This window comes from Kitasatospora sp. NPDC101801 (genome assembly GCF_044766665.1).
Lineage (GTDB): Bacteria > Actinomycetota > Actinomycetes > Streptomycetales > Streptomycetaceae > Kitasatospora.
On the sequence record NZ_JBIWML010000001.1, the window covers coordinates 241,023 to 266,855 of the forward strand.

At 72.5% G+C, this 25,833-nt stretch carries 26 protein-coding genes and 1 pseudogene; 18 read left to right on the top strand and 9 right to left on the bottom strand.

What is annotated here, in order from left to right:
* Positions 1 to 80 precede the first annotated feature (80 nt).
* On the bottom strand, positions 81 to 551 hold the full coding sequence (locus ACIRPK_RS01030; protein ID WP_403031094.1) for a hypothetical protein: 471 nt from the start codon (positions 549 to 551) through the stop codon (positions 81 to 83).
* Between the two features lie 237 nt (positions 552 to 788).
* On the opposite strand from ACIRPK_RS01030, the gene ACIRPK_RS01035 reads away from it, so the two are divergent.
* Positions 789 to 1,595, top strand: a complete 807-nt coding sequence (locus tag ACIRPK_RS01035; protein ID WP_403031097.1) for a polysaccharide deacetylase family protein — start codon at positions 789 to 791, stop codon at positions 1,593 to 1,595.
* Between the two features lie 108 nt (positions 1,596 to 1,703).
* On the opposite strand, the gene ACIRPK_RS01040 is transcribed toward ACIRPK_RS01035, so the two are convergent.
* Complete coding sequence (locus tag ACIRPK_RS01040; protein WP_403031100.1) at positions 1,704 to 3,335, bottom strand: FAD-dependent oxidoreductase; 1,632 nt, start codon at positions 3,333 to 3,335, stop codon at positions 1,704 to 1,706.
* Between the two features lie 317 nt (positions 3,336 to 3,652).
* Between ACIRPK_RS01040 and ACIRPK_RS01045 the strand changes: the two genes are divergently transcribed.
* From ACIRPK_RS01045 to ACIRPK_RS01095, 11 genes are all read left to right on the top strand, one after another.
* Positions 3,653 to 4,744: a SchA/CurD-like domain-containing protein gene (locus ACIRPK_RS01045; RefSeq protein WP_403031103.1), complete on the top strand. Its 1,092-nt coding sequence runs from the start codon at positions 3,653 to 3,655 to the stop codon at positions 4,742 to 4,744.
* A gap of 54 nt (positions 4,745 to 4,798) precedes the next feature.
* On the top strand, positions 4,799 to 5,224 hold the full coding sequence (locus ACIRPK_RS01050) for a cupin domain-containing protein (RefSeq protein WP_403031106.1): 426 nt from the start codon (positions 4,799 to 4,801) through the stop codon (positions 5,222 to 5,224).
* Positions 5,221 to 6,486, top strand: coding sequence for a beta-ketoacyl-[acyl-carrier-protein] synthase family protein (locus tag ACIRPK_RS01055; RefSeq protein ID WP_403031109.1), 1,266 nt, complete (start codon positions 5,221 to 5,223; stop codon positions 6,484 to 6,486). The genes ACIRPK_RS01050 and ACIRPK_RS01055 overlap by 4 nt, the downstream gene beginning before the upstream one ends.
* The gene (locus ACIRPK_RS01060) at positions 6,483 to 7,715 is read left to right on the top strand and encodes a beta-ketoacyl synthase N-terminal-like domain-containing protein (RefSeq protein ID WP_403031112.1); all 1,233 of its coding nucleotides are present in this window, start codon (positions 6,483 to 6,485) and stop codon (positions 7,713 to 7,715) included. The genes ACIRPK_RS01055 and ACIRPK_RS01060 overlap by 4 nt, the downstream gene beginning before the upstream one ends.
* A 34-nt stretch (positions 7,716 to 7,749) precedes the next feature.
* On the top strand, positions 7,750 to 8,004 hold the full coding sequence (locus tag ACIRPK_RS01065; protein WP_403031115.1) for an acyl carrier protein: 255 nt from the start codon (positions 7,750 to 7,752) through the stop codon (positions 8,002 to 8,004).
* Between the two features lies 1 nt (position 8,005).
* A complete protein-coding gene (locus ACIRPK_RS01070) occupies positions 8,006 to 8,461 on the top strand; it encodes an SRPBCC family protein (RefSeq protein WP_403031118.1) in 456 nt (151 codons plus the stop codon).
* A gap of 5 nt (positions 8,462 to 8,466) precedes the next feature.
* Positions 8,467 to 8,799 carry a TcmI family type II polyketide cyclase gene (locus ACIRPK_RS01075; protein ID WP_403032684.1) on the top strand — a complete coding sequence of 111 codons (333 nt, stop codon included), beginning with the start codon at positions 8,467 to 8,469 and terminating at the stop codon, positions 8,797 to 8,799.
* 32 nt (positions 8,800 to 8,831) lie between these two features.
* Positions 8,832 to 10,523, top strand: coding sequence for an acetyl-CoA carboxylase carboxyl transferase subunit alpha (accA, locus tag ACIRPK_RS01080; protein WP_403031121.1), 1,692 nt, complete (start codon positions 8,832 to 8,834; stop codon positions 10,521 to 10,523).
* Positions 10,520 to 11,056 (top strand): acetyl-CoA carboxylase biotin carboxyl carrier protein, encoded by a 537-nt coding sequence (locus ACIRPK_RS01085; RefSeq protein WP_403031124.1) that lies wholly within the window; start codon positions 10,520 to 10,522, stop codon positions 11,054 to 11,056. Before accA ends, ACIRPK_RS01085 begins: the two co-directional genes overlap by 4 nt.
* A 1-nt stretch (position 11,057) precedes the next feature.
* A complete protein-coding gene (locus ACIRPK_RS01090; protein ID WP_403031126.1) occupies positions 11,058 to 12,434 on the top strand; it encodes an acetyl/propionyl/methylcrotonyl-CoA carboxylase subunit alpha in 1,377 nt (458 codons plus the stop codon).
* Positions 12,435 to 12,631: 197 nt separating this feature from the next.
* The gene (locus ACIRPK_RS01095; protein ID WP_403031129.1) at positions 12,632 to 13,021 is read left to right on the top strand and encodes a hypothetical protein; all 390 of its coding nucleotides are present in this window, start codon (positions 12,632 to 12,634) and stop codon (positions 13,019 to 13,021) included.
* A gap of 67 nt (positions 13,022 to 13,088) precedes the next feature.
* On the opposite strand, the gene ACIRPK_RS01100 is transcribed toward ACIRPK_RS01095, so the two are convergent.
* The 6 genes from ACIRPK_RS01100 to ACIRPK_RS01125 form a co-directional block, all read right to left on the bottom strand.
* A complete protein-coding gene (locus ACIRPK_RS01100; protein ID WP_403031131.1) occupies positions 13,089 to 14,126 on the bottom strand; it encodes a methyltransferase in 1,038 nt (345 codons plus the stop codon).
* 33 nt (positions 14,127 to 14,159) lie between these two features.
* The gene (locus ACIRPK_RS01105) at positions 14,160 to 15,227 is read right to left on the bottom strand and encodes a nitrous oxide reductase family maturation protein NosD (RefSeq protein WP_403031134.1); all 1,068 of its coding nucleotides are present in this window, start codon (positions 15,225 to 15,227) and stop codon (positions 14,160 to 14,162) included.
* 690 nt (positions 15,228 to 15,917) lie between these two features.
* Positions 15,918 to 17,309, bottom strand: coding sequence for a uracil-xanthine permease family protein (locus ACIRPK_RS01110; protein WP_403031137.1), 1,392 nt, complete (start codon positions 17,307 to 17,309; stop codon positions 15,918 to 15,920).
* A 117-nt stretch (positions 17,310 to 17,426) separates the two neighbouring features.
* A complete protein-coding gene (locus tag ACIRPK_RS01115; RefSeq protein ID WP_403031139.1) occupies positions 17,427 to 17,933 on the bottom strand; it encodes a DUF3291 domain-containing protein in 507 nt (168 codons plus the stop codon).
* A 31-nt stretch (positions 17,934 to 17,964) separates the two neighbouring features.
* Positions 17,965 to 18,663, bottom strand: a complete 699-nt coding sequence (locus ACIRPK_RS01120; protein WP_403031142.1) for a helix-turn-helix transcriptional regulator — start codon at positions 18,661 to 18,663, stop codon at positions 17,965 to 17,967.
* Positions 18,664 to 18,743: 80 nt separating this feature from the next.
* Positions 18,744 to 19,544 (bottom strand): alpha/beta fold hydrolase, encoded by an 801-nt coding sequence (locus ACIRPK_RS01125; protein ID WP_403031145.1) that lies wholly within the window; start codon positions 19,542 to 19,544, stop codon positions 18,744 to 18,746.
* A gap of 61 nt (positions 19,545 to 19,605) precedes the next feature.
* Between ACIRPK_RS01125 and ACIRPK_RS01130 the strand changes: the two genes are divergently transcribed.
* Positions 19,606 to 20,031: a MarR family winged helix-turn-helix transcriptional regulator gene (locus ACIRPK_RS01130; protein ID WP_403031148.1), complete on the top strand. Its 426-nt coding sequence runs from the start codon at positions 19,606 to 19,608 to the stop codon at positions 20,029 to 20,031.
* Positions 20,032 to 20,317: 286 nt separating this feature from the next.
* Entirely contained in the window at positions 20,318 to 21,613 is a 1,296-nt protein-coding gene (locus ACIRPK_RS01135; RefSeq protein WP_403031151.1) for a chitinase, read from the top strand.
* A gap of 197 nt (positions 21,614 to 21,810) precedes the next feature.
* On the opposite strand, the gene ACIRPK_RS01140 is transcribed toward ACIRPK_RS01135, so the two are convergent.
* On the bottom strand, positions 21,811 to 22,038 hold the full coding sequence (locus tag ACIRPK_RS01140) for a hypothetical protein (protein ID WP_403031154.1): 228 nt from the start codon (positions 22,036 to 22,038) through the stop codon (positions 21,811 to 21,813).
* A 497-nt stretch (positions 22,039 to 22,535) separates the two neighbouring features.
* Between ACIRPK_RS01140 and ACIRPK_RS01145 the strand changes: the two genes are divergently transcribed.
* From ACIRPK_RS01145 to ACIRPK_RS01160, 4 genes and pseudogenes are all read left to right on the top strand, one after another.
* The gene (locus ACIRPK_RS01145; RefSeq protein ID WP_403031157.1) at positions 22,536 to 23,048 is read left to right on the top strand and encodes a hypothetical protein; all 513 of its coding nucleotides are present in this window, start codon (positions 22,536 to 22,538) and stop codon (positions 23,046 to 23,048) included.
* Between the two features lie 85 nt (positions 23,049 to 23,133).
* Positions 23,134 to 23,982, top strand: coding sequence for a DUF4097 family beta strand repeat-containing protein (locus ACIRPK_RS01150; protein WP_403031160.1), 849 nt, complete (start codon positions 23,134 to 23,136; stop codon positions 23,980 to 23,982).
* A gap of 66 nt (positions 23,983 to 24,048) precedes the next feature.
* A complete protein-coding gene (locus ACIRPK_RS01155) occupies positions 24,049 to 25,023 on the top strand; it encodes an ATP-binding cassette domain-containing protein (RefSeq protein WP_403031163.1) in 975 nt (324 codons plus the stop codon).
* Positions 25,020 to 25,800: pseudogene (locus ACIRPK_RS01160) on the top strand (ABC transporter permease). The gene ACIRPK_RS01155 and the pseudogene ACIRPK_RS01160 overlap by 4 nt, the downstream one beginning before the upstream one ends.
* Positions 25,801 to 25,833 lie beyond the last annotated feature (33 nt).

A 25,833-nucleotide genomic window follows, 5' to 3' on the forward strand; every position in this document is an offset into this window, starting at 1 on the left:
GGTGGTCCGGGCTCCCCGGGGCCCCGTCGTGGCCGCCGCCCTGGGCGGCGGCCACGACACGAGGCTGCGGGCGGGCCAGGTCAGGCCGGGCCGCTCCCGGAGGTGCGGCGCCGCAGGGTGTAGGCACCGATGCCGAGACCGCCGGCCAGCAGCACGGCGCCCGAGGCCAGGCCGCCACCGGAGACGGCGAGCCCGCCGCCACCGGTGTGCACGCCGCCGTGCGGCTTCTGGCGGTGCTGCCAGGACGACTCCGGCTCGGCGGCCGCCTTGTCATTGGCGGCCTCGTGGTCGGGCTTCTTCTCGGCGGCGGGCGGCTGGTCGGTCGCCGCCTTCTTCCCCTCGGGAGCAGCCGGAGCAGCCGGAGCAGCCGGTACGACAGGAGCAGCCGGAGCCTCCTGCCACACCTTCTGGTCGTCGACGGCACGGGGCTGCTGCTGGGTGGTCTGGCCGTTGGTGGCTCCGGGGACGGTCTCTGCCTGGGCGGTGGGAGCGCCGAGGACGAGAATGGCGGCGGTGGCCGCTCCGGCGAGCAAAGCGCATTCAGAACGCATGGGGACTGGATCCTTCCGGCGCCTACCCGAGGGCAGCCGACACTTCGTCGACGAACGAGCCCGTGGTGCGCCTCCCTCACCGTCAGTTGCCGATCCACGGAACGCCACTGGGAGAGTCATCCGGGTGAGGGAGGCTGGCCCGTTCGAGTGCCGGGCTCCGCCGTTGGGACGGGTGCCGCTCCCCCGGGTGGAGCGCTCGGCCGCGCCGTTCCAGGACTTCCGTGCGACAGATGGAACATGCTGTCGCACCGTCAGATCATCAGCCGCAGAAAGCTTCTGTCCGTCGCCGGGATGACCCTGCTGACCGTCGGAGCCTGCGGCGCACCACCCGTCGGCTCCGGAGACGCGGGCCCCGCCTCCCCTGCCTCCCCCACCCCCGCCGCCGTCGCCTCGCCGTCGGCCGCCCCGGTACCGGCTCCCGCCCCCAGCCCGGCCAAGCCGGTGCCGAGGGCGGTCGGCAACCCGGTGTACGAACTCCCGTCCACCGACAAGCTGGTGGCGCTGACGCTCGACGACGGCCCCGATCCCACCCACACGCCCGCAGTGCTGGCCCTGCTGCGGAAGTACGGGATCCGGGCCACGTTCTTCCTGGTCGGCGAGAACGCCGCCGCCCAGCCCGGCCTGGTCCGCGAGATCGCGGCCGAGGGGCACCACCTGGCGAACCACACCTGGACCCACCCCGACCTGCGCCGGCTCTCGGAGGCCCAGGTCCGGGACGAGCTGGCGCGCACCTCCGACGTCCTCCAGGCCGCCGCGGGGAAGCCCCCGACCTGGTTCCGGGCCCCCGGCGGGGACTGGTCACCCGTCGCCCTGCGGACCAGCTCGGACCTGGGCATGCGCCCGATGGGCTGGTCCGTGGACCCTCGCGACTGGGCCAGGCCCGGCACCTCGCTGATCACGGACCGGGTGCTGAAGGCGGTCCAGCCCGGCTCAATCGTGCTCAACCACGACGGCGGCGGCGACCGCTCGCAGACCATCGCGGCGCTGCGGGCCTACCTGCCGGTGCTGATCGACGACGGCTACGGGTTCACGGCTCCGCGCTGAGGCGCCGCCGCGTACTCCCGGCGCCTCAAGTGCGCTCCGCCGTCCGGGCCAGGCCGCACCGGGCGGCGCCGCAGTGGCGCCCGGCTTGGACCGAGCGCCACCGTAGCGTCAGGAACCCAGCCGGAGCACCGACTTGAGGACCTGGTCGAGCACCGCGGCCGGGTCCGGCAGCGGACCCTCGGCCCGCCAGGCCACGAATCCGTCCGGCCGGACCAGCACCGCGCCCCCGGCGTTCACGCCGTACGCCGCCGCCCAGTCGGAGCCCGGTTCGGGCGCCAGCTCGTGCGTCGGGTCGGTGCCGATCCGGTACGCCGCCAGGGGGACCCCGAGCCGCTCGGCGGCCCGCTGTGCCGCCAGGTACCAGGGCTCGCCCTCGGGCCCGGTCAGCAGGGTCGGCGAGGTCTCGAAGAGGTCCAGGGTGGAGAGCCGGACGCCCGCCCGGTGCACCCAGACGTGCGGGGCGCGGCTGCCGGGCTCGCCCGCCGCCTCGAACCGCTCCGGTACGGCGGGGCCGGCCGGGTCGGTGCCGACCACCGCACCGACCGGGTAGCGGTAACCGAGCGCCACGGCCAGCACGTTGGCCTGCCGTCCGGTGCCCGGCGCCGCCTCGTAGCCGGGGTGCCGGTGCTCGGCGGAGCGCGCGGAGGCCCGTGCGCTGGTGGCGCGCGCCACCGGCTGCCGCTCCTCGCCGTAGGTGTCCAGCAGCGCGGGCCCGGCCCAGCCGCCCAGCACGGCGGCCAGCTTCCAGGCCAGGTTGTGGGCGTCCTGGATGCCGGTGTTGGAGCCGAACGCCCCGGTCGGCGACATCTCGTGCGCAGAGTCGCCGGCCAGGAAGACCCGGCCGGCGCCGTAGCGTTCGGCGACCCGCTCGGCGGCGTGCCAGGGGGCCTTGCCGGTGATCTCGACCTCCAGGTCGGGCACCCCGACGGCCGCCCTGATGTGGGCGACGCAGCGCTCGTCGGTGAAGTCCTCCAGGGTCTCGCCCTGCTCGGGGTGCCAGGGGGCGTGGAAGACCCACTGCTCCTCGTTGTCCACCGGCAGCAGGGCGCCGGGCCCTTGAGGGGTGGTCAGGTAGCAGGCGATGAACCGCCGTTCACCGACCACGTCGGCGATCCGCTTCGCCCGGAAGGTGATGCTGACGTTGTGGAACAGGTCGCCGGGCCCGGCGTGGCCGATGCCGAGCCGTTCCCGGACCGGGCTGCGCGGCCCGTCGGCGGCGACCAGGTAGTCGGCCCGAACGGTCCGCCGCTCGCCGCTCCCCCGGTCCCGGAGCACGGCCGTCACCCCGTCGGCGTCCTGCTCGAAGTCGACCAGCTCGGTGCCGAACCGCAACTCCCCGGTGAGTTCGCGGGCCTGCCGCAGCAGGACCGGCTCCAGGTCGTTCTGGCTGCACAGGCACCAGCCGGACGGGCTGAACCTGGCCAGCCCGCCGCCCGGGTCGATCTCCTTGAACAGCCACTCCTGGTCCAGCCCGGCGAGCGTGTCGGCCTGCAGGATGCCATGGTTGCCGGCCAGCACCGAGGCGGCCTCGCGGATCGGCTGTTCGACCCCCGCCACCCGGAACAGCTCCATCGTCCGGACGTTGTTGCCGCGTCCACGCGGGTGGTGCGAGGTGTCCGCGTGCTTCTCGACCAGCAGGTGTCCGACACCCAGCCGGCCGAGGAACAGCGAGGCGGACAGCCCCACCAGGGAACCGCCCACGATGAGGACCGGTACCCGGTCCTCGGCCTTCGAGTTCATCAGTCGCTCCTGTCAGTTCGGGCCGCGCGGCGCGTCGGAGCCGTCGCCGCGAAAGGTGGGCCCGCCTCCAGCCTCGGGTGCGGACCGGATTGATGCCCGGTCAGGGATGACATGTCCCGGCGTTTTTCGCTCAGATGGCTTCCAGCCCTCGCGCCGCGCGGACAGGCGAACCACGATCGACCTCGGGCCTCCAGGAGCGAGACCGCCGGAAGCGAGCACGGGCAGTCGCCCGACCCGGTGGCGCCGGACGAGGGGTCAGCGGCGAGCAGTCGGCAGCCGCGGCCGGGGACTGTTCACCCCTCAAGGAGAAGCGGAACATGACGACTCTGACCCAACCCGTGTCGCGCCGTCCGGCGCTGAGCACCCCCCGGCTCCGGGTGGTGCTGCTGTGCGACATCCAGGACGGCGCACAACAGCGCTTCCTGGAGGCGTACGAGCAGCTGCGCCACCAGGTGGCCGCGGTCCCGGGCCATGTCAGCGACCAGCTGTGCCAGTCCATCGAGGACCCGGCGCAGTGGCTGATCACCAGCGAGTGGGAGAGCGCCCGGCCCTTCCTGGCGTGGGTGGACAGCGAGGCGCACCGCGAGATGGTGCGCCCCCTGCACGGGTGCGTGCGGGACACCCGTTCGCTCCGCTTCAGCATCATGCGGGAGACCGCAGGGTCGGAGACCTTCGACGGGCCGGCACCGGTCACCGACGGCACCGTCCGGCACGCCCTCACCTTCACGGTGAAGCCCGGCAGCGAACGCACCGTGGCCGGGATCCTGGCGGGCTACGCCTCGCCAACCGCCCGGGTGGACGAGCGCACCCGGCTCTGCCGGACCTCGCTCTTCATGCGTGGCAACCGGGTGGTGCGGTCCGTCGAGGTGGCCGGCGACCTCGCCGCCGCCCTGCGCCACGTGGCGCGGCAGCCCGAGGTCAGGGCGGTCGAGGAGGCGATCAACCCGTACCTCGAGGAGGCCCGGGACCTCACCGACGCGGAGTCCGCACGGTCGTTCTTCATCCGGGCGGCGCTGCCCGCGGTCCACCATGTGGCGGCGCCCGGGATGCCGTCGGCCGGGGTCACCCGGCACGCTCTGAGCTATCCGGTCCGGCCCGGCTGCGGTGCGGCGGTCGCCGCCCTGCTGGCCCGTCAGGACCGGCTCGCCGCCGAGGACCGGGCGAGCCCGCTGGTGGCGGGCACCGTCTTCCAGCGCGAGGACACCGTGGTCCGGGTGGTGGACCTGACGGCCGCTCCGGAGTCGGTGCCCGGCCCGGCGCTCGGCGTGGTCGGCCCCCGTGCCGCGGGCGTGCTCAGCCGCCTGGTCGACCTCGGCGGTCACGACCTGCGGGTCGGCGCGGAGCTCGGCCGGTTCCTCGACGAGTGCCGGATGTCGCTCGTCACGGACCGTCGCGCCTCGGACTCCTGACCGCTGACCGGCCGGCAGGGACCTTCCCTGCACAGGTATTTGGAGGAAGTCATCATGACCACGCAGTTCCCACGCATCGTGCACGTCGACGAGGCCGAACCCAACCGGCGACGTGGCGGCGACCTCCGCGCCATGCTCACCCCGACCGCAGTGGGTGCCACCAGCGGGTTCATGGGGCTGGCGATCGTGCAGCCGGGGGAGCGGATCGGTGAGCACTACCACCCGTACTCCGAGGAGTTCGTCTACGTGGTCAGCGGGAGCCTGGAGGTGGACCTCGACGGGGTCCCGCAGGCCCTCGCCCCCGACCAGGGCCTGATGATCCCGATCGGCATGCGCCACCGGTTCCGCAACGTCGGCAGCACCGAGGCCCGGATGGTGTTCCACCTCGGCCCGCTGGCCCCCCGGCCCGACCTCGGACACGTGGACACCGAGGACACCCCGGAGGGTTCACCGCCGGAACACGCCGAGGTCGTCTCATGAACCGGCGGGTGGCGGTGACCGGTATCGGCATCGTCGCCCCCGGCGGCACCGGCGTCCCGGCGTTCTGGGAGCTGCTCACCGCCGGCCGCACGGCGACCCGCGGCATCACGCTGTTCGACCCGGCGGGCTTCCGGTCCAGGATCGCCGCCGAGTGCGACTTCGACCCGGCGGCCGCAGGTCTGGACGCCGACCAGGTCGCCCGCTCGGACCGGTACGTGCAGTTCGCGCTGGTGGCCGCCGCCGAGGCGGTCCGGGACGCCGGTCTGGACGTGGCGGCCGAGGACCCCTGGCGGATCGGGGTCTCCCTGGGCACGGCGGTCGGTGGCACCACCCGGCTGGAGCGGGACTACGTCCGGGTGAGCGACTCGGGCGAACGCTGGGACGTCGACCACCGCCGGGCCGCGCCGCAGCTGCACCGGGCGTTCTCGCCCAGCACCCTGGCCTCGGCGGTGGCCGAGCAGACCGGCGCCCACGGCCCCGTGCAGACCGTCTCGACCGGCTGCACCTCGGGCCTGGACGCGGTCGGCTACGCCTTCCAGGCGATCGAGGACGGCCGGGCCGACGTCTGCGTCGCCGGTGCCGCGGACTCCCCGATCTCGCCGATCACGGTGGCCTGCTTCGACGCCATCCACGCGACCTCCGAGCGCAACGACGACCCGGCGCACGCCTCCCGCCCGTTCGACGCCGGCCGGGACGGGTTCGTGCTCGGCGAGGGCGGCGCCGTCCTGGTGCTGGAGGAGCTGGAGCACGCCCGGCGCCGCGGCGCCCGGGTGTACTGCGAGATCGGCGGCTTCGCCACCTTCGGCAACGCGTACCACATGACCGGTCTGACCCAGGAGGGCCTGGAGATGTCCGAGGCGATCGACCGCGCGCTGGCCCACGCCAGGGTCGACAGCTCCGACATCGACTACGTCAACGCGCACGGCTCCGGCACCAAGCAGAACGACCGGCACGAGACGGCGGCCGTGAAGCGCTCGCTGGGCGCGCACGCGTACCGGACCCCGATGAGCTCGATCAAGTCGATGGTCGGGCACTCGCTCGGCGCCATCGGTGCGATCGAACTGGTGGCCTGCGCCCTGGCGTTGGCCCACGGCGTGGTGCCGCCGACCGCGAACTACGAGAGCCCGGACCCGGAGTGCGACCTCGACTACGTGCCGAGGACCGCCCGCTCGGTCCCGCTGCGCAACGTCCTCTCGGTGGGCAGCGGGTTCGGCGGCTTCCAGTCCGCCGTGGTGCTCCGCAGAGAGGGGGCCACGGTATGACGGTCACCCGGCCCGACCGCCGCACGGTGGTCACCGGAATCGGGGTGGTGGCACCCAACGGGATCGGCGCGGACGACTTCTGGAAGGCGACCCGGGAGGGCACCTCCGTGCTCGGCCCGGTCACCCGCGAGGGCTGCGCGCACCTGCCGCTGCGGATCGCGGGCGAGGTCCGGGGCTTCGACGCCGAACAGGCCGTCGAGGGCCGGTACCTGGTCCAGACCGACCGGTTCACCCACTACGCGATGGCCGCGGCCGACCTGGCGCTGGCGGACGCCCGCTTCGACGCCGAGGCCGGCCCGCCCTTCGGGGTGGGCGTGGTGACCGCCGCCGGTTCCGGCGGCGGCGAGTTCGGCCAGCGCGAGCTCCAGCAACTGTGGTCCCAGGGACCGCACTTCGTCGGCCCGTACCAGTCGATCGCCTGGTTCTACGCGGCCAGCACCGGCCAGGTCTCGATCCGCGGCGGCTTCAAGGGGCCCTGCGCGGTGGTGGCCAGTGACGAGGCCGGCGGTCTCGACGCGCTCGCCCACGCCGTCCGCACCGTCCGGCGCGGCACCGACACCGTGGTGGTGGGCGGCGCCGAGGCACCGCTGGCGCCGTACTCGATGGTCTGTCAGCTCGGGTACCGCGAACTCAGCCTGAGCGAGGACCCGGACCGGGCCTACCTGCCGTTCGACGCCGGAGCCTGCGGATTCGTCCCCGCCGAGGGCGGTGCGATGTTCGTGCTGGAGGAGGAGAGTTCGGCCCGCCGTCGCGGCGCCCGGATCCGGGCCGAACTGGCCGGACACGCGGCCACCTTCACCGGGGCCTCGCGCTGGGCGGAGTCCCGGCACGGGCTGGCCCGGGCGATCCGCGGCGCGCTGGAGGAGGCGCGGTGCGCCCCCGACGAGATCGACGTGGTCTTCGCCGACGCGCTCGGGGTGCCCGAGGCGGACCGGGCCGAGGCGCTCGCGCTCGCCGACGCCCTCGGCGAGCACGCCGCCCACGTCCCGGTCACCGCGCCCAAGGCCGGCACCGGCCGCGCCTACTGCGGTGCCCCGCTGCTCGACACCGCGGCCGCGGTGCTCGCCATGGAGCAGAGCCTGGTGCCGCCCACCCCGAACGTCACCGACGTCCGCCACGGCCTCGACCTGGTGACCGGCTTCGCGCGCTCCGCCGAGCTGCGGACCGCCCTGGTCCTGAGCCGGGGCCTGATGGGCTCCAACGCGGCCCTGGTGCTGCGCCGGTCCTGACACCTTTTCCGATCCAGTCAAGGAGAACCACCTGATGAACCAGCACCTGACACACGGCGAACTGGCCCAGCTGATCAAGACCCGGGCCGGCATCACCATCGAGCCCGAAGCGCTCCGCAACCCCGGCGCCACCTTCGACGAGTTCGGCGTGGACTCGCTGGGCCTGCTCGGCATCGTGGGCGAACTGGAGAACCGCTACGGCCGGAAGATCGCCGCCGGAGCCGAGATGTCCAAGTCCCCGGACGAGTTCCTCGACGCGGTCAACACCTCCATCACGGCAGGAGCCTGAGATGCCCGGCCACACCGACAACGAGATCGTCATCGCCGCGCCCGTCGACCTGGTCTGGGAGATCACCAACGACCTGGAGAACTGGCCGCAGCTGTTCAGCGAGTACGCCACCGTCGAGGTGCTGGAGCGCGAGGGCGAGCGGACCACCTTCCGGCTGACCATGCACCCCGACGAGAACGGCACGGTCTGGAGCTGGGTCTCCGAGCGCGAGACCGACCGCCACCAACTCGCGGTCCGGGCCAGGCGGGTGGAGCCGGGCCCGTTCGAGTTCATGGACATCCGGTGGGAGTACACCGAGCTGCCGGACGGCACCCGGATGCGCTGGATCCAGGACTTCGCGATGAAGCCCACCGCCCCGGTCGACGACGACGCCATGACCAACCACATCAACCGCAACTCGCGGACCCAGCTGGAGCTGATCAGGGACAAGGTCGAGAAGCGGACCGGGAGGGCGTGAGCACCGTGCACCGCGCACTCATCGTCGCCCGGATGAAACCCGACTCGGCCGCCGGCATCGCCGAGGTCTTCGGGCACTCGGACCGGGGCGAACTGCCGCGCCTGATCGGCGTCACCGGCCGCAGCCTGTTCCAGTTCGGCGACCTCTACCTGCACCTGATCGAGGCCGAACGGCCCCCGGGACCCGAGGTCGCCAAGCTGGCCGGGCATCCGGAGTTCCGGGACGTCAGCCGGCTGCTCACCACGTACGTCCAGGCGTACGACCCGGAGACCTGGCGCGAACCGAAGGACGCCATGGCCCACGAGTTCTACCGCTGGGAGCGCTCCGGCACCGCGTGATGCCGCTCCCGGAACCGGAGAGGAACGACCACATGGTCGAGACCGACGAACTGCCCGACTGGGTGCGGTGCGAGGACTGCGCCGCCCTGGTCTACGGCAAGCGCTTCCTGCGGGCCCTGCGGGTCTGCCCGGAGTGCGGCCGGCACGCCATGCTGACGGCCCATCAGCGACTGGAGCACCTGCTCGACCCGGGCTCGGCGGTGCCGATCGACCACGTGGAGCCGCTGCACGACCCGTTGGAGTTCGTCGACAGCCGGCCCTACCCGCACCGGCTGCTCGACGCCCGGACCAGCACCGGCCTGCACGAGGCCGTGGTCTGCGCGACCGGCCGGATCGAGGACCAGCCGGTGGTGGCGGCCGTGATGGACTTCCGCTTCCTCGGCGGCAGTCTCGGCTGCGGCGTCGGTGCGCTGATCACCGAGGCCGCGTACACCAGCCTGCGGCTGCGGGTCCCGCTGCTGCTGGTGACGGCCTCGGGCGGGGCCCGGATGCAGGAGGGGGTGCTCTCCCTGATGCAGATGGCCAAGACCGCGCTGGCGCTGGCCGAACTCGACGAGGCGGGCGTCCTGGTGGTCTCGCTGATCACCGACCCCACCTACGGGGGCGTGGCGGCCTCCTTCGCCACCCTGGCCGACGTGATCATCGCCGAGCCCGGGGCCCGGATGGGCTTCGCCGGACCGCGGGTGATCGAACAGACCACCGGCGAGAGCCTGCCGGAGGGCTTCCAGACCGCCGAGTTCCTGCTCGAACACGGCATGGTGGACGACGTGGTGCCGCGGTCCGCGCTGCGCCCGACCCTCGGCCGACTGCTCGGTCTGCGCTCGCCCCGGCACCGGGTGGCACCCGTCGCGGACTCCCCGCCGGAGGAGCTGATCGGCAGTCAGCTGGACGACCTGCTGGAACGCGACTCCTGGGAGTCGGTCCGGCTGGCCCGGCACCCGGACCGGCCGACCACCCTCGACTACGTCGGGCACCTGCTGGACGACTTCCAGGAGCTGCACGGCGACCGGCTCACCGAGGACTGCCCCGCCATCGTCGGCGGCCCCGGCCGGCTGGCCGGACTGCCGGTGATGCTGATCGGCCATCACAAGGGCGGCCCCGACCTGGCCGAACGGCAGCGCCGCAGATTCGGGATGGCGGCCCCCGCCGGATACCGCAAGGCGGCCCGGCTGATGCGGATGGCCGCCAAGCTCGGCCTCCCGCTGGTCACCCTGATCGACACCCCCGGTGCCAACCCGGGCCCGGACGCCGAACGCGGCGGCCAGGCGAACGCGATCGCCGAGAACCTCCGGCTGATGGCCCGGCTCCCGGTCCCGATCGTCGCCGTGCTGATCGGCGAGGGCGGCAGCGGCGGCGCGCTCGCCCTGGCCGTCGCCGACCGGGTGCTGATCAGCGCCAACGGCGTCTACTCGGTGATCAGCCCCGAAGGCTGTGCCGCCATCCTCTGGAAGGACCGGACGGCGGCGCCCGCCGCGGCCGCCGCCCTGCGGGTGCACGCCGGGGACCTGCTCCGGCTCGGCATCGTCGACGGCATCGTGCCCGAGCCCACCGAGGGCGCGCACCAGGACCACGCGGGCGCGGCCACCATGCTGGGCGCCGCGCTCACCGCCGCGCTCGGCGAGCTGATCCCGTGGGAGCCCGAGCAACTGCTCCAGAAACGCAAGAGCCGGTTCCACGACTTCGGCCTCGCGGCGAAGCCCCCGGCTGGAAGAGGTGCGGAGTGACCACCAAGAACACCTTGCAGGAGAACGGCGGCAGTCGGCCCGGACCGACCCGGAGCCTCGCCTTCGGCCCGCCCGCCACGGACGGTCCGGCGGGCCTGGACGCGGTCTGCCGCAGTGTGGCGGAGCTGGCCCGCTCCTCCCCGAAGCCGCCCAGCAGGATCCGCCTGCAGCACGGCGGCACCACGGTCGAGATGGAGTGGCCGGACCAGCCGGTGACCGCCCCCGCCACCGCCGGGGCGGCTCCCCCGCCGCCGGTGGCCGAGGACGACGGTGCGCTCGGCTACCTGTGCGCACCGATGGTCGGGACCTTCTACCACGCGCGCGAGCCGGGCGCGCCGCCGCTGGTCTCGGTCGGCGACCTGGTCGCGGTCGGCCAGCCGGTCGGCATCCTGGAGGTCATGAAGATGATGAGCACCGTCGAGGCCGACGTGGCGGGGCGGGTGGTCGAGATCCTGACCCCGGACGCCACGGCGGTCGAGTTCCAGCAGCGGCTGATCGCCCTGGAGCCGGTGCCGACCGGTGAGGACGCCTGAGATGTTCTCGACCGTCCTCATCGCCAACCGGGGCGAGATCGCGCTACGGGTCGCCCGGACCTGCCGGGAGCTCGGCATCCGCACCGTGGCCGTGCACTCCACCGCCGACCGGGACTCGGCGGTGGTCCGGTTCGCGGACCAGGCCGTGCAGATCGGCCCGGCACCGTCCAGGAACAGCTACCTGCACATCCCCTCGATCATCGAGGCCGCCCTGCAGACCGGGGCGGAGGCGATCCACCCCGGCTACGGATTCCTCTCGGAGGACCCGGACTTCGCGGAGATCTGCGAGGCCAACGGCATCACCTTCGTCGGCCCGCCGCCGGAGCTGATGCAGCGACTCGGCGACAAGGCGGTGGCCCGCACCCTGATGGCACGGGCCGGGCTGCCGGTCCTGCCCGGCAGCGAGGGCGCACTGAGCGGGCCGGCCGAGGCGGCGGAGACCGCGCAGCGCGTCGGGTACCCGGTGATCCTCAAGGCCGTGGCGGGCGGCGGCGGCCGGGGCATGGCCGTGATCCGCGACCCCGCCGACCTGCTGCGCGCGTACGGGGAGACCCGGGCGCACGCCCGGGCGGTGTTCGGCGACGAACGGCTGTACCTGGAGCGTTACGTGGACGACGCCCGGCACGTCGAGGTGCAGGTGATCTGCGACCGGTACGGGTCCGCGATCCACCTCGGCGAGCGGGACTGCTCGGTCCAGCGCCGGCACCAGAAGCTGATCGAGGAGTCCCCGGGGCCGAATCTCCCGCCCGAGCTGCGGGAGGCGATCTGCGCCGCCGCGGTCCGGGGCGCGCTGGCAGTCGACTACGTCGGGGCGGCCACCTTCGAGTTCGTCCTGGCGCCGTCCCACGAGTTCTACCTGATGGAGATCAACTGCCGTCTGCAGGTGGAGCATCCGGTGACCGAGATGGTCACCGGGATCGACATCGTCCGCGAACAGCTCACCGTGGCGGCCGGGTTGCCGTTGGCGATACGTCAGCAGGACGTCAGGCCCAGGGGCGTGGCCGTCGAGTGCCGGGTGAACGCCGAGGACCCGGACCGGGGCTTCGCTCCCACACCCGGGCTGCTCACCGAATTCGTCCCGCCCGGCGGCCAGTTCGTCCGGGTCGACACCCACGCCTATCCCGGCTGGTACGTCGGCCCCGACTACGACTCGCTGCTCGCCAAGGCCGTCGTCTGGGCGCCCGACCGGGAGCAGGCGCTGGCCCGGATGGACCGTGCGCTGGGCGAGTTCAGGATCGACGGGACCGGCCTGCGGACCACCACCGGCTTCCTCCGCCGGGTGCTGGCCCGCCCGGAGTTCCGGGCGGGGACGCACACCACCGGGCTGGTCGACACGATGACCGAGGAGAGCCTCCCGCAGGCGACGATCGGCGCCTGACCCCTCTTGCCGGTGCCGGGTGACCCGAACGGGTCACCCGGCACCGGCATGTGAGTTGCCGTCAACTCCCCGATCCCCTGATGCCGCACCCCGCTGGCGGGTAACTCGACGATGACGGACGGTGATTGAGGTGCTGCTGCGACTCTCCCGCCGACACGGTGTCGGCGGTCGCACGGAGTGCCGGAAGGACCATCCCCATGCGTTCCGCACGTACCCTGCTCACCGGCGCCGCGCTCGCCGCCACCGTCCTGCTGGCCGCCCCGGCCGCGTACGCCGAGGACGGCGCCACCGAGCTGACCTGGGAACAGAAGCAGGCGAAGGCCGCCACCTCCGAAGGGCAGAAGACCTGGGAGGAGAAGCAGGCGACCGGCAAGCCCGGCAGCAGCACCACCACGGCCCCGTCGACCACGCCCCCGGAACAGCCCCCGGCCGAGCACAGGCAGCCGAAGGGCGGCGTGCACACCGGCGGCGGCGGTACGGCGCTCTCCGGCGGCGGGCTGGCCGCGGGCGCGGTCCTGCTGGCCGGCGGGCTCGGGGCCGGCGCCCGCGCGCTCCGCCGCCGCCCGGGTGTCGGCGACGCGGTCTGAGCTCCCGGCACGACGATCCGGCCCCGCCCTGATGGGCGAGGCCGGATCGTTGCCGTCTGCCGGAGCGTCAGCCCGGCAGCACGCAGTCGAACGCGTGCAGGTACGGGTTCACCGGCCGGACGTCCCGGACCAGCAGCCCGGCCTCGCCCAGCAGCGTGAGCAGACTCGCCCTGGAGTGCTTCGCACCACCGACGTTGAGCAGCAGCATCAGGTCCATCCCGGTGGTGAACCGCATCGACGGGCTGTCGTCGACGAGGTTCTCGACCACCACCACCCGGGCCCCGGGCCGGGCGGCCGCCACTACGTTGCGCAGCGTCCGGCGGGTGCTCTCGTCGTCCCACTCCAGGATGTTCTTGATGATGTAGAGGTCGGCCCGGACCGGGATCACCACCCGGCAGTCGCCGGGCAGCAGCTGCGCCCGGTCGGCCAGCGGACCGCCCTCGCGGAGCCGGGGGTCGGCGTGGGCCACCACCTGGGGCAGGTCGAGGAGCGCGCCGTGGAGGGCCGGGTGCTTCTCCAGCAGACCGGCCAGCACGTGTCCCTGGCCGCCGCCGATGTCCACCACGGTCGACACGCCGTCGAGGTCGAGGAAGGCAGCCAGATCCGCTGCGGACTGCCGGCTGGAGTGGGTCATCGCCTTGTTGAACACCTGGGCCGAGGCGTCGGCGTCGTCGTGCAGGTACTCGAAGAACTCCTTGCCGTACAGGTCGGGGAAGATGTTCCGGCCGGTACGGACCGCGTCGTCCAGGCGCGGCCAGGCGTCCCAGGTCCACGGCTCGGTGCACCAGAGGGCGATGTACCGCAGGCTGTTCGGGGCGTCCTCGCGCAGTTGCCGGGACATGTCGGTGTGGGTGAACCGGTCGTCGTCCGTCTCGGCGAAGACCCCGTAGCAGGACAGCGCGCGGAGCAGACGGCGCAGCGGCTTGGGTTCGGCGTGGACGGCCGCGGCGAGCTCCTCGGCCGTCATCGGCCGGTCGTCCAGGACGTCGGCGATCCGCAGCGAGGCGGCGGCGCGCACGGCGGCGGCGCAGGCCGCGCCGAAGACCAGTTCGCGCAGTCGCATGGTGGACTGCGGGGAGGGCGGTTGGTGCTGTGCGGTGGTCATGACGGCCTCTCGGGGGAGGAAGGGAGGGAGCGGTCAGCAGCGGCCGGCCGGCTCGGAGACCCGGCAGGTGTTCCCGGCGAAGGTGTGGCCGACCCCGTGGTCGCGGTCGGCGAGGTCGGCGGGGCCGTTGCGCAGGGCGAGGTTGTCCCGGACGGTGATCCGCGCATTGGGGACTCCCACGACGCTGGGGAAGAGCACGATGCCGCCGGACATCTCCGACGCACCGTTGTTGTCCTCCACCCGGTTGCCCGTCACCAGGGTGTCCTCCGCGCCGGTGAGCAGGATCCCGGTGCCCTGGAGGTACCCGAGCCGGGGGGTGGGCGGGCAGTACTTGTTGTTCTCGTACACGTGGTTCTGGCGGACGGTCAGCGAGCCGGCCCGGGGGACGCCTTCGTCGCCCACCACGAACACCCCGCCGCAGTTGGCGGTGACGCTGTTGTGGTCGACCGTCAGCTCCCTGGTGCGGCGGAGCACGACGCCGGTGCGGTTGCCGGCCAGCCGGTTGCCGCTGACCAGGGTGCCCCGGGTGTCGAGGGCACCGCCCTCCTCGTCGACCGAGTTGGCCAGGAAGACCCCGGACTGACCGTTGCCCCTGGCCTCGTTGTCGGTGATCACGGACCGGGTGGAGCGCTCCAGCCCGATGCCCTGCTGGCCGTTGTCCCGCACCGTGAGGCGGTGCACCGACAGCCGGTCGGTCCGGGAGGCGGAGAGGCCGTTCTTCCGGAAGCCCTCCACCGTCAGCGACTCGATCCGGACTCCGGAGACGATCCGGTCCGCCGTGCCGGTCACGCAGACTCCGTGCCCGGCCGTGGCGCACGGGGCCCCGGACTCGGCCGGCCCGGTGGCCGGCGCGATCACCGTGGCGGGGCCGATCCCACGGAGCGTCAGGTCCGGGACGCCGATCTCGACGCTCTCCCGATAGGTGCCGGCCAGGAGCTGGACGACGTCCCCGGGCCGGGCGGCGTCGACCGCCAGCTGGATCGACTCGCCGGGACGGACCACGTGCACCGGACGCGCGGCCAGGGCCGGTGGGGCCGCCCCCAGGCCGGCCAGCAGGACGGCGGAGGCAGCCGCCAGGGCGTGGACGGGACGGATGGGCATGAGACGTGACCTGCCTTAGGAATCCGCCGGTACCGGTCGGAGCACGGCAGCCGGGAGAGGAGAAGGTACGGCCCTGTCGACGCTAGGGGGGATCAGCGGTGGTCGCCACCCAAAGTGCCTGCGCCCTCACCCGAGGTGACGACAGGGGCAGGGCCCCACCGGCCGCACCCGGCGGAGCCCCGCCCAGCGGCCCGGCCGCGCCGGCTGAAGCAGCGACCTGACCCACCTGCTCCGTCCCGCGCACTACTCCCGGTGTCCGGGACGGTGCTTCGGCCTGCCTGGACGTCCGGAGCGGCGTCCGGGACAGCCGGCGGGGATTGTTGATGACCACGGGCAACTTCGGTGCCGGGCTGGGGAAGTGCGCGCAGGAGCCTGAGTAGGGTGTCCCCGCTCACGGCGGTGCCGAGCGTCTTCGCGAGCCGGGCTCCTGCCTGGCCGGGTCGGGCGAGGGAGAGGGCCTCCAGCACCGACCGTTGCAGCACGCAGCGGCGGCCGTACCGGTAGACGAGCCCCTCGATCTCCGGCACCACGCTCTACACCGGGCGGCGGCGCCACCCGCAGCACGGTCCTGGGCTACCGGAACACGGCCGTGAATCTCTCCGACGGTGCCGACGCGACACGGGGTTTGACTGGTGGTCGAAAGGTTCACGGTGGGGCTGCCGGTTCGCCGCAGGCGGGTTCGACCGGCGTTCAGCGTCCGGTGGTGGGCCGGTCGTCGTAGTCGGTGGTGCCCGCGTCGAGGAGCGGGGTCTCCTGAGGGCGCTTCATGTGGGCCGGGGCGGCCAGTCGCAGGGCGTGGTAGCCGGTCAGGACGATCAGGGTGCCCAGGGCGATGCCGCTCAGTTCGAAGGTGTCGGTGAACTTCAGGGTGACGTTGCCGATGCCGACGATGACGCCGGCCGCCACCGGCACCAGGTGCAGCGGGTTGGCGAGGTCGACCCGGTTGTTGACCCAGATCTGGGCGCCGAGCAGGCCGATCATCCCGTACAGCACCACCGTGATCCCACCCAGCACCCCGCCGGGGATCGCCGCCACCACCGCCCCGAACTTGGGGCAGAGCCCGAACAGGATCGCGAAGCCCGCCGCACACCAGTACGCGGCCGTCGAGTACACCCGGGTCGCCGCCATCACCCCGATGTTCTCCGCGTACGTGGTCGTCGCCGGACCACCGACCGCCGTCGACATCACCGTCGCCGCACCGTCCGCCATGATCGCCACACCCATCCGGTCGTCCAGCCGATCCCCCGTCATCTCACCCACCGCCTTCACGTGCCCGGCGTTCTCCGCGATCAACGCCACCACCACCGGCAGCGCCACCAGCACCGCCGACAGCGAGAAGCTCGGCGCGTGCAGCGTCGGCAGACCGATCCAGTCCGCGTGCCCGACACCCGACAGGTCCAGCCGCCAGTGATCGGTCACCTGACCCGCACCGTTCGCCGAATGGATCCGCCCGAAGACCCGGTCCAGCACCCAGGAGATCCCGTACCCGAAGAGCAACCCCAGGAAGATCGCGATCCGCGACCAGAACCCCCGCAGCACCACCAGCGCGAACCCGGTGAAGAACATCACCAGCAACGCCGTCCACTGGTCCTGCGGCCAGTACGTCCCCGCCGCCACCGGCGCCAGGTTGAACCCGATCAGCATCACCACCGCACCCGTCACCACCGGCGGCAGCACCGCGTGGATCACCCGGGCCCCCAACGCCTGCACCACCGCCCCGCACGCCGCCAGCACCGCCCCCACCACCAGCAGCGCGCCCGTCAGCGTCGCCGCGTCCCCGCCCTGCGTCCTGATCACCGCCGCCACCCCGACGAACGACAGGCTGCTCCCCAGGTACGACGGGATCCGACCCCCCGTCACCAACAGGAAGAAGACGGTCGCCACACCCGACACCATCACCGCGAGGTTCGGATCCAGCCCCATCAACACCGGCGCGACGAAGGTCGCCCCGAACATCGCCACCACGTGCTGCGCCCCGAGCCCGACCGTCCGCCCCCACGACAGCCGCTCGTCCGGCCGCACCACCGCCCCCGGCCGCGGACTCCGACCGTCCCCGTGCACCGTCCACCCGAAGCCCGCCATCGCCGCTCTCCTCCGCCACCCGTGCCCGAACCCGGGCAGCCCGAGGATTCAGCTGATCACGCACCCCACCCCCGCACCAACCCGCCGCACCGGACAGGTGGGCCTCCTGACCACCGGTCAGAGACCCACGCTGCGGTGGCCCGACGTGAAACCTTGCGGGGCCGCCTCGGCGGAGGTGTAGGAGGAGGCGAAGGTGAAGGCGCGCGGGGACGGACCGTGCTCCCGCAGTTCGGCCAGTCGCTCCAGGGCCTCGCCGACGGTGGGGAGGTGACCGGCGGGGACCCACCAGAGCACCAGGTGCGCCTCGACGTTCCGGTGGAACCATTCGCGCCGCCGCCGCATCGCCTCCAAGTGCCCGCTGCGGTAAGCGAAGTCCCACAGGGCTTCCTGGTTCTCCCACACCGACAGGTTGACGATGACGTCCTCGCCCGCCGGACGCAGACCGGTGGCGTCGCCCTCCCCCTCCTCCGTGAGCCGCCACACGAAGCCGGACGCACCGTCAGCGGTGGTGTTGACCGGGTCGAGCATCTCGACGAACGGCGCGATGCGTGGGTCGTCGAGGGGGTGCCGGAGGGTGGCGACGTTGAGCTGGGCCAGGTGGAAGGCAGGCACGGATGTGGTCATGCCCCATCCCAGCACGGCCTGCTTTTCTATGTCAATGCTCATTGTCTTTAGAAGGCTCGATCACCACGCAGCACTCCCCCGGCCGGGCGTCCATCCGGGTGCGGACGGGACCGTCCACCCCGATCAGCCCCTCCAGCAACGCGAGATTCATGCCGCAGACGAGGGGCGGAAAGCGCTCGGCGACCGCGTGGAAGGGGCAGTTGCGCATGCGGACCACGCCCCCGACCGACCCGGCAGCACCCCCGACGCCCTCAGTGCCTGGAGCACCCTCCAGGTGCGGCTCGTAGCCGCGCTCAGCCAGCAGCTCCATGGCCTCCCCAAGACCGCCACAGGAAGCCGCCGCCCCGCGCAACGCCTCGCCCCGGCGGCGCGCGGCCGCATACAGACCGGCGTCCAGCCCGGCATGCTCGGCGGCCTCGGCGAGCAGTTCGGCGACGGTCCGGTAGTCACGGGCGGGCAGCGAGACCGAGCGTTCACCGGGGGCGCGCGTGTACACCTTGGCCGGACGGCCCGCCCCGGGCCCCGAGCGGCCCGACAGCCGGCGACTGCCGCTCTCCAGTAGTCCGGCCTCGGCCAGCCGGTCCAGATGGTGCGCGGCCAGCGTGCGCGCCACCCCGACCGCCTCGGCGGCCTCGTTCCGGCCGACTTCACGCCCCTGCGCCACCACGTACTCGTACAGGCGTCGCCGCACCGGATCCTGCAGCACCGCGATCGCATCGATATCCCTCACCCGACCCATTCTAGGAACAACGCAGGTTGGAGATAGAAGCGCCGGACCGCCCTCGGCACCCCGCAGCAGGCTCTCCCGCATCACCCGCCGTACGAGGCGGTGGTCGTCCGGCGCAGGTGGGCCTCGATCAGGGCGAGGGTGGCCTCCGGCCGTTCGATCTGCGGGAGGTGACCCGCCTGCGGGACGACCTCGAACGTGCCGTGGGCGAAGGCGGCGGCATAGGCCGCTCCGTACGCGGGGGTGACGATACGGTCGCTCTCGCCCCAGATCAGGAGGGTCGGCACCCGCACCCGGCCGAGTCGGCGCAGCAGCGTGGGATCGTGCATGTAGGGGTCGCCCGCCAGGGCGTGCATGGTGACCATGTTGGCCTTCCGGCGGGCGAGTTCCTCGACGGGGAGGCCGGCGGGGTCGACGTAGTGGCGGTCGGGGTCGTGCCAGGAGTGGTCCGCCGCCTGGCGTGCGCCGAGGGCGGCGAAGTCGGTGATCGGCTCCGCCTCGACGTGCACGCCGACGGCGTCGACCAGGACGAGCGCGGTGACCACTCCCCCGGTGTCGCGCGCCGCCATCTCGGCGGCGATCCAGCCGCCGAGCGAGGAGCCCACGACCAGGACGTCGCGCAGACCCCGGTCGCGGAGGAGGCCCAGGTAGGCGGAGGCGAGGTCGCCGACGGAGGTGAGCCATTCGGGGCGCCGCGTGCCGTCCCAGCCGGGATGCACGGGGGTAAGGGCGTGCGCGGTGCGGGCGATGCTCCCGGCGAGGCCGGCCACGGTGGCCGGACCGCCGCCTCCGTGCAGGATCAGGACCGGCCGGCCGGTGCCGGCCTCGGACAGGGTGAAGGACAGGTCGGGATGCACGGCTTCCGCCGCGAGGTCTGAAGTCATGCCCTCAGAGTAACTAAATATCTTTATATAAGCTAGCTTGGTCGTACCGTAGACTGGAGCGATGAATGGTGAGCTGCAAGCACTCGGCCGAGCCGTGAAGCAAACCCAGTACCGGCAGCACCGGGCGCTCGACAGCGCGCTCGCGGCCGCCGGCACCACGCTCGCCCAGTGGGACGCCCTGCGGGCCATCGGCCGCACACCCGGCTCCTCCGCACGAGAGTTGGCCGCCGAGACGTTCCAGACCGAGCAGTCCTTCGGGACCCTGGTCGGCCGGATGACCACCCAGGGGGTGGTCGAACGCCGACCGGGACACGGCCGTCGCATCGAGCACCACCTCACCCCGGCGGGCGAGTCGGTCCTCCAGGCCGGGCATCGGATCGCCGACGAGGTCCTCACCTCCTGCTTCAGCCCACTGTCCGAGGCGGACCGCGCCACCCTGCTCGACCTGCTCCGCCGCCTCAACGCGGACGGCACCGGGCGGCCGTAGCCACGCCCCGCCCACCCGGGCCGGCGCCGTCAGGGTGCGGCCGACGGTGCGTCAATCCCGGCTGCACAACCACTCCTTGACCATCGATTGACCTGCGCTTTGTCGACCGGGCGGGCTCGGGGCCGTGATCGCGCGACAAGGGTTGACGGCGGCCCGGCACAGGTCTATACCAGTGGCAGTCACGTCAACTTCGGCTTGGTATCCGACCGTTGGCCCGGCCGCGCACCCCCACGTCAGTTCCGCGCGCCCGGGCCGCCGTCCTCGCCGCCTCCTGGAGAGGTTCCCGATGGAACGCGCACTTCCCCCACACACCCCTGCCGCCGAACCGGCCGGCGCCCCGGCGCTCCACCGCCGTCCGCGTCGCGCCGTCGCGGTCGCGCTGTCCGTCTTCGGTCTGCTGGCCGGCGGGATCGCCGCCGTCACCGCGACCGGTACGGCGAACGCCGCCGCCGGGATCGGCTCCAACTGGTACGCCTCCGCGCCGTACCTGATGCCGGAGGACAACAGCCCGCCGAACGCCGCCGCCGTGATGGACGCGACCGGCCAGAAGGCGTTCCAACTGGCGTTCATCCTGGCCCAGGGCAGCAGTTGCAGCCCGGCCTGGGGCGGGACGTCCTCGATCGACTCCGACACCACCATGCCGTCCGTGATCCAGACCATCCGCACCAAGGGCGGCGACGTCTCGGTGTCGGTCGGCGGCTACGGCGGCACCAAGCTCGGCCAGACCTGCGGCACCCCGGAGGCGACCGCCGCCGCGTACCAGAAGGTCGTGACCAAGTACGGCCTCAAGGCGATCGACTTCGACCTCGAGGAGCCGGAGTACGAGAACACCGCCGCGATCCACAACGAGATCGGCGCGGCCCGGATCCTGCAGCAGAACAACCCGGGCATCTACGTCTCCATCACCACGGCGGGCACCAACGCCGGGACCGGCTGGTTCGGCACCCAGATGCTGATGGAGGCGAAGTCCCAGGGTTTCACCCCCGACAACTACTCGATCATGCCGTTCGACGGCGGCTTCAACGGCGCGGCGGCGCAGACCGACGCACTGGTGAAGTTCAACGGCATCCTGCAGAGCACCTTCGGCTGGAACGAGGCCACCGCGTACGCCCACGAGGGCGTCTCGCTGATGAACGGCCGCACCGACGCCGCCGAGTACTTCCGGCAGGCCGACTTCCAGACCGTGCTGGACTTCGCGACCGCGCACAAGCTGGCCCGCTACACCTACTGGTCCGTCAACCGCGACCGCCAGTGCGCGGGCACCGTGGACCCGGGCCTGTCCGGCGCCTGCTCCAGCGTGGTGCAGAACGACTGGGACTTCACCAAGTACACGGTGAAGTTCGCCGGGGCGACCCCGCCCACCACCACTCCCAGCCCCTCCCCGAGCAACAGCACCAGCCCGAGCCCGTCCGGCGGCACCTGCTCGGCCGCGCCGAGCTGGAGCGCGACCACCACCTACGCCACCTCGGGCACCAAGGTCTCCTGGAAGGGCCACTACTGGACCAACAAGTGGTGGACCCTGAACGAGGACCCGTCGCTGAGCGGCCAGTGGGGCGTCTGGGCCGACAACGGCGCCTGCTGAACCCGGCCGGCTCGGCACTTCTCGAAACCGCCGGGTTTGGCTCGCGCCGGACCGGTCAGACGTAACGGTGTACGGCGGCCGGCACTCTCCCCCCGGGTCAGGCCGCCGCACTGCCGCCGCAGCCCCGGACTCCCCGTCCGGGGCTGCGCGCCGTTCCGCCCGAACGCCGGGGGCGTACGTGCTGAGCGGACGTCAGCTCAGTGGTGTGCCCCTGCCGTGTCGGCGGTGATCCTCAACTGGGCCAGCCACGGGACACGGTTGTCGCACGGCACCCGTTTGACCCAGTAGCGCCCCGTGCGGCCCACCGCGTCCATCGCGCCGATCACCGCGTCGGTGATGTTGCCGGGCGGCCGGGTGAAGGCGTTCCTGACCTGATCGGCGGTGGTGAAGTTCCTGGTCCGGGCGTAGGCGTCGAGGGCGTGCATGCACCTCGGCGGAGCCGGTGAAGGTCCAGTCCTCCTGCCGGCCCACCAGGTCCTTGATCAGCTTCAGGGTCGGAGCGGCGAGCATGCTGCCGTCGTTGTCACCCCGGTACAGGACGCCGCCGATCACCAGATAGGCCCGTACCGCCGGGGGCGGCCCGGCCGAGCACCAGGCGGAACTGGTCGGTGAGGATCTGCTGGTTGGTCCGCGGCACCTTCGGCGCGGGCGGTTTCGGCTTCGTGGCCTCGATCCCGGCGTCCACCTCCACCAGCTGGCCGGCCACACCGCCGCCCGCCGTCCCCGACGCCGGATGGCACCTGATGGCGCTACGTGGTGCCATCAGGTGCCACGCCGAGCCGTCCGGGACCCTCTGGCGCCACCAGGAGCCACCGTCGCGGATGCACATATCCGCAGCTCAGCGATGGTTTTGTGCATCTGGTCCTCGATCGGATACCGGCAGGGCTTGCCAGTGACGCCATAGTGGTGCCACCATGGCGTCATGGACCTCACCCCGTATGTCGACAACCTCCGCCGCGAACTCGCGGTGGCCGCCGAGGCCGGCGGCAAGGAGGCCCGCGAGCTGGCCGACCGGCTCACCGCCCCCTTGGAGTCGGCGACCCGGCTGACCATGCTCAACGTGCTCTCCGCCGCGATGGACGAGGTCACCCGTGAACTCGCCCCCGGCTCGGTCGACGTACGGCTGCGCGGGCTCGACCCCGACTTCGTGGTGACGCTGCCGCCCACCGACGGCGGCACCCGCGCGGAGCCGGCCGCACCCGCCGAGCTGCTCAAGACCCCGGCCGACGGTGACGAGGGCGGCACCGCCCGGGTCAACCTCCGCCTGCCGGCCCACCTCAAGGCCCGCGCCGAGGAGACCGCGGCGCGCGAGGGCCTGTCGGTGAACGCGTGGCTGGTCCGGGCCGTCTCGGCCGCGGTCGACGGCAGCGGCCGGCCGCGTACGACGGAGAAGACCCAGAGCATCGGACAGAGCATCACGGGCTGGGTTCGCTGACCAGCGAGCTCCACCGCCCGCTCCACCACCCACACCACGTCCCACCAGCGGGGACGCCCCAGAGACCCAAGAGGACGGGACAGCCATGCCTTCTTTCGACACTCCCGAACCGATCTCGGCCACGGCGTACGTGGAGGCCGGTTCCATCCGGTTCACCGCGGGCGACCGCCCCGACACGGTCGTCGAGGTGCGCCCCCGCGACCCCAAGAAGGACCGGGACGTGCGGACGGCCGACCAGACCCAGGTCACCTACACGAGCGGCACCCTGTCCGTCAGGACGCCCAAGTCCAACCTGCTCGGCCTCGGCCGCACCGGCACCGTCGACGTGACGGTCGAACTGCCCACGGGCTCGCGCATGGACACCACCGGCGCGTGGGTGCAGGTGCTCGGCGAGGGCCGCCTGGGCGAGGTCCGGGTGAAGACCTCCTCGGGCGACGTCCGCCTGGACACCACCGGCCCGCTGCACCTGACCGCCTCGCACGGCTCGATCACCGTGGACCGGGTGGAGGGCCCGGCCGAGATCACCACCAGTTCCGGCAGCCTGCGGGCCGGACTCCTCGACGGCCCCGCCGTCCTGAAGAACTCGCACGGCACCACCACCGTCGGCGCCGCGACCGGTGAGCTGCGGGTGAGCGGCGCCAACGGCGACATCGAGATCCGGCGCGCCGAGGGCCCGGTCACCGCCACCACCGCCCACGGCACTCTCCGGGTGTACGAAGTCGCCCGGGGCACCGTCCAGTTGGAGACCTCCTACGGCGCCATCGAGGTCGGCATCCGGGAGGGCACCGCCGCCTGGCTCGACGTCAACTCCGGCGCCGGCCAGGTCCGCAACACGCTCACCAGCACCGAGGCTCCCGAGCAGAGCGAGGACACCGTCAAGGTCCGCGCCCGCACCCGCTACGGCAACATCGACATTCGCCGCGCCAAGTCCTGACCCCGGCGAAACCTCCTCAACTCACCGACTTCTCCTGCCACTTCAGCCTTCGATTGGGAGGGCTCCATGCCTTCGTCTGTCATGCCCACGCCACGAAACGGTGCCCCGGCCGCCATCTCCGCCGTCGGCCTGCGCAAGTCCTACGGTGACAAGACCGTGCTCGACGGTGTCGACATCCACGTCCCCAAGGGAACGGTGTTCGCGTTGCTGGGGCCGAACGGGGCGGGCAAGACCACCGTCGTGAAGATCCTCTCCACCCTCATCACCGCCGACGCCGGACACGCCCAGATCGCCGGCCACGACCTCACCACCGCACCCCACGCCATCCGCGCCGCCATCGGCGTCACCGGACAGTTCTCCGCCGTCGACGGCCTCATCACCGGCACCGAGAACATGCTCCTGATGGCCGACCTCCACCACCTCCCCCGCCCCGAAGGACGCCGCGTCGCCGCCGAACTCCTGGAGCGCTTCGACCTCACCGACGCCGCCCACAGACCCGCCTCCACCTACTCCGGCGGCATGAAACGACGCCTCGACATCGCCATGACCCTCGTCGGCAACCCCAGCATCATCTTCCTCGACGAACCCACCACCGGCCTGGACCCCCGCTCCCGCCACACCATGTGGCAGATCATCCGCCAACTCGTCACCGACGGCACCACCGTCCTGCTCACCACCCAGTACCTCGAAGAAGCCGACCAACTCGCCGACCGCATCGCCCTGCTCCACCACGCCACCATCGCCGCCGAAGGCACCCCCGACGAACTCAAACGCCTCATCCCCGGCGGCCACGTCCGCCTGCGCTTCACCCACCCCACCACCTACCGGAGCGCCGCCACCGCACTGCCCGACGCCACCCCCGACCACCAGGCGCTCACCCTCCAACTCCCCAGCGACGGCACCCAACGCCACCTGCGCACCGTCCTCGACCGCCTCGACACCGCCGGCATCGAAGCCGACGAACTCACCGTCCACACCCCCGACCTCGACGACGTCTTCTTCGCCCTCACCACCGACCACGCCAAGGAGAACGCCCGATGAGCACCCACACCCTGCGCGACTCCACCACCATGCTCCGCCGCAACCTCCTGCACGCCCGCCGCTACCCCTCGCTCACCCTCAACCTGCTGCTCACCCCCGTCATGCTGCTCCTGCTCTTCGTCTACGTCTTCGGCGACGTCATGAGCGCCGGCATCGGCGGCGGGGACCGCTCCGCCTACATCGCCTACCTGGTCCCCGGCCTGCTCCTGATGACCATCGGCAGCACCACCATCGGCACCGCCGTCTCCGTCTCCAACGACATGACCGAAGGCATCATCGCCCGCTTCCGCACCATGGCCATCCACCGAGGCTCCGTCCTCATCGGCCACGTCACCGGCAGCGTCCTGCAGTCCGTCGCCAGCGTGGTCCTGGTCGGCGCCGTCGGCGCCGCCATCGGCTTCCGCTCCACCGATGCCACCGCGCTCGAATGGCTCGCCGCCTTCGGACTGCTCGCCCTCTTCGCCCTCGCCCTCACCTGGATCGCCGTCGGCATGGGCCTGGTCAGCCCCAACGCCGAAGCCGCCAGCAACAACGCCATCCCCCCTCATCTTCCTCCCCCTGATCTCCTCTGCCTTCGTCCCCATCCACTCCATGCCCGGCTGGTTCCAGCCCATCGCCCAGTACCAGCCCTTCACCCCCGCCATCGAAACCCTCCGCGGCCTGCTCCTCGGCACCCACATCGGCAACAACGGATGGCTCGCCGTCGCCTGGTGCGTCGGGCTCACCGTCCTCGGCTACCGCTGGTCCACCACCGTCTACAACCGCGACCCCAAGTGACCTCCGCCCCCACCGCAGCCGAACGGGCGACGC

Excerpts from the sequence above, each read along its gene's own strand:
- ACIRPK_RS01140 (WP_403031154.1), bottom strand. The coding sequence starts at position 22,038 with ATGCACGCCCTCGACGCCTACGCCCGGACCAGGAACTTCACCACCGCC.
- ACIRPK_RS01115 (WP_403031139.1), bottom strand. The coding sequence starts at position 17,933 with ATGACCACATCCGTGCCTGCCTTCCACCTGGCCCAGCTCAACGTCGCC.
- ACIRPK_RS01050 (WP_403031106.1), top strand. The coding sequence starts at position 4,799 with ATGACCACGCAGTTCCCACGCATCGTGCACGTCGACGAGGCCGAACCC.
- ACIRPK_RS01155 (WP_403031163.1), top strand. The coding sequence starts at position 24,049 with ATGCCTTCGTCTGTCATGCCCACGCCACGAAACGGTGCCCCGGCCGCC.
- ACIRPK_RS01125 (WP_403031145.1), bottom strand. The coding sequence starts at position 19,544 with ATGACTTCAGACCTCGCGGCGGAAGCCGTGCATCCCGACCTGTCCTTC.
- ACIRPK_RS01060 (WP_403031112.1), top strand. The coding sequence starts at position 6,483 with ATGACGGTCACCCGGCCCGACCGCCGCACGGTGGTCACCGGAATCGGG.
- ACIRPK_RS01090 (WP_403031126.1), top strand. The coding sequence starts at position 11,058 with ATGTTCTCGACCGTCCTCATCGCCAACCGGGGCGAGATCGCGCTACGG.
- ACIRPK_RS01055 (WP_403031109.1), top strand. The coding sequence starts at position 5,221 with ATGAACCGGCGGGTGGCGGTGACCGGTATCGGCATCGTCGCCCCCGGC.
- ACIRPK_RS01065 (WP_403031115.1), top strand. The coding sequence starts at position 7,750 with ATGAACCAGCACCTGACACACGGCGAACTGGCCCAGCTGATCAAGACC.
- ACIRPK_RS01030 (WP_403031094.1), bottom strand. The coding sequence starts at position 551 with ATGCGTTCTGAATGCGCTTTGCTCGCCGGAGCGGCCACCGCCGCCATT.
- ACIRPK_RS01150 (WP_403031160.1), top strand. The coding sequence starts at position 23,134 with ATGCCTTCTTTCGACACTCCCGAACCGATCTCGGCCACGGCGTACGTG.
- ACIRPK_RS01035 (WP_403031097.1), top strand. The coding sequence starts at position 789 with ATGCTGTCGCACCGTCAGATCATCAGCCGCAGAAAGCTTCTGTCCGTC.
- ACIRPK_RS01045 (WP_403031103.1), top strand. The coding sequence starts at position 3,653 with ATGACGACTCTGACCCAACCCGTGTCGCGCCGTCCGGCGCTGAGCACC.
- ACIRPK_RS01100 (WP_403031131.1), bottom strand. The coding sequence starts at position 14,126 with ATGACCACCGCACAGCACCAACCGCCCTCCCCGCAGTCCACCATGCGA.
- ACIRPK_RS01145 (WP_403031157.1), top strand. The coding sequence starts at position 22,536 with ATGGACCTCACCCCGTATGTCGACAACCTCCGCCGCGAACTCGCGGTG.
- ACIRPK_RS01110 (WP_403031137.1), bottom strand. The coding sequence starts at position 17,309 with ATGGCGGGCTTCGGGTGGACGGTGCACGGGGACGGTCGGAGTCCGCGG.
- accA (WP_403031121.1), top strand. The coding sequence starts at position 8,832 with ATGGTCGAGACCGACGAACTGCCCGACTGGGTGCGGTGCGAGGACTGC.
- ACIRPK_RS01095 (WP_403031129.1), top strand. The coding sequence starts at position 12,632 with ATGCGTTCCGCACGTACCCTGCTCACCGGCGCCGCGCTCGCCGCCACC.
- ACIRPK_RS01070 (WP_403031118.1), top strand. The coding sequence starts at position 8,006 with ATGCCCGGCCACACCGACAACGAGATCGTCATCGCCGCGCCCGTCGAC.
- ACIRPK_RS01135 (WP_403031151.1), top strand. The coding sequence starts at position 20,318 with ATGGAACGCGCACTTCCCCCACACACCCCTGCCGCCGAACCGGCCGGC.
- ACIRPK_RS01040 (WP_403031100.1), bottom strand. The coding sequence starts at position 3,335 with ATGAACTCGAAGGCCGAGGACCGGGTACCGGTCCTCATCGTGGGCGGT.
- ACIRPK_RS01105 (WP_403031134.1), bottom strand. The coding sequence starts at position 15,227 with ATGCCCATCCGTCCCGTCCACGCCCTGGCGGCTGCCTCCGCCGTCCTG.
- ACIRPK_RS01130 (WP_403031148.1), top strand. The coding sequence starts at position 19,606 with ATGAATGGTGAGCTGCAAGCACTCGGCCGAGCCGTGAAGCAAACCCAG.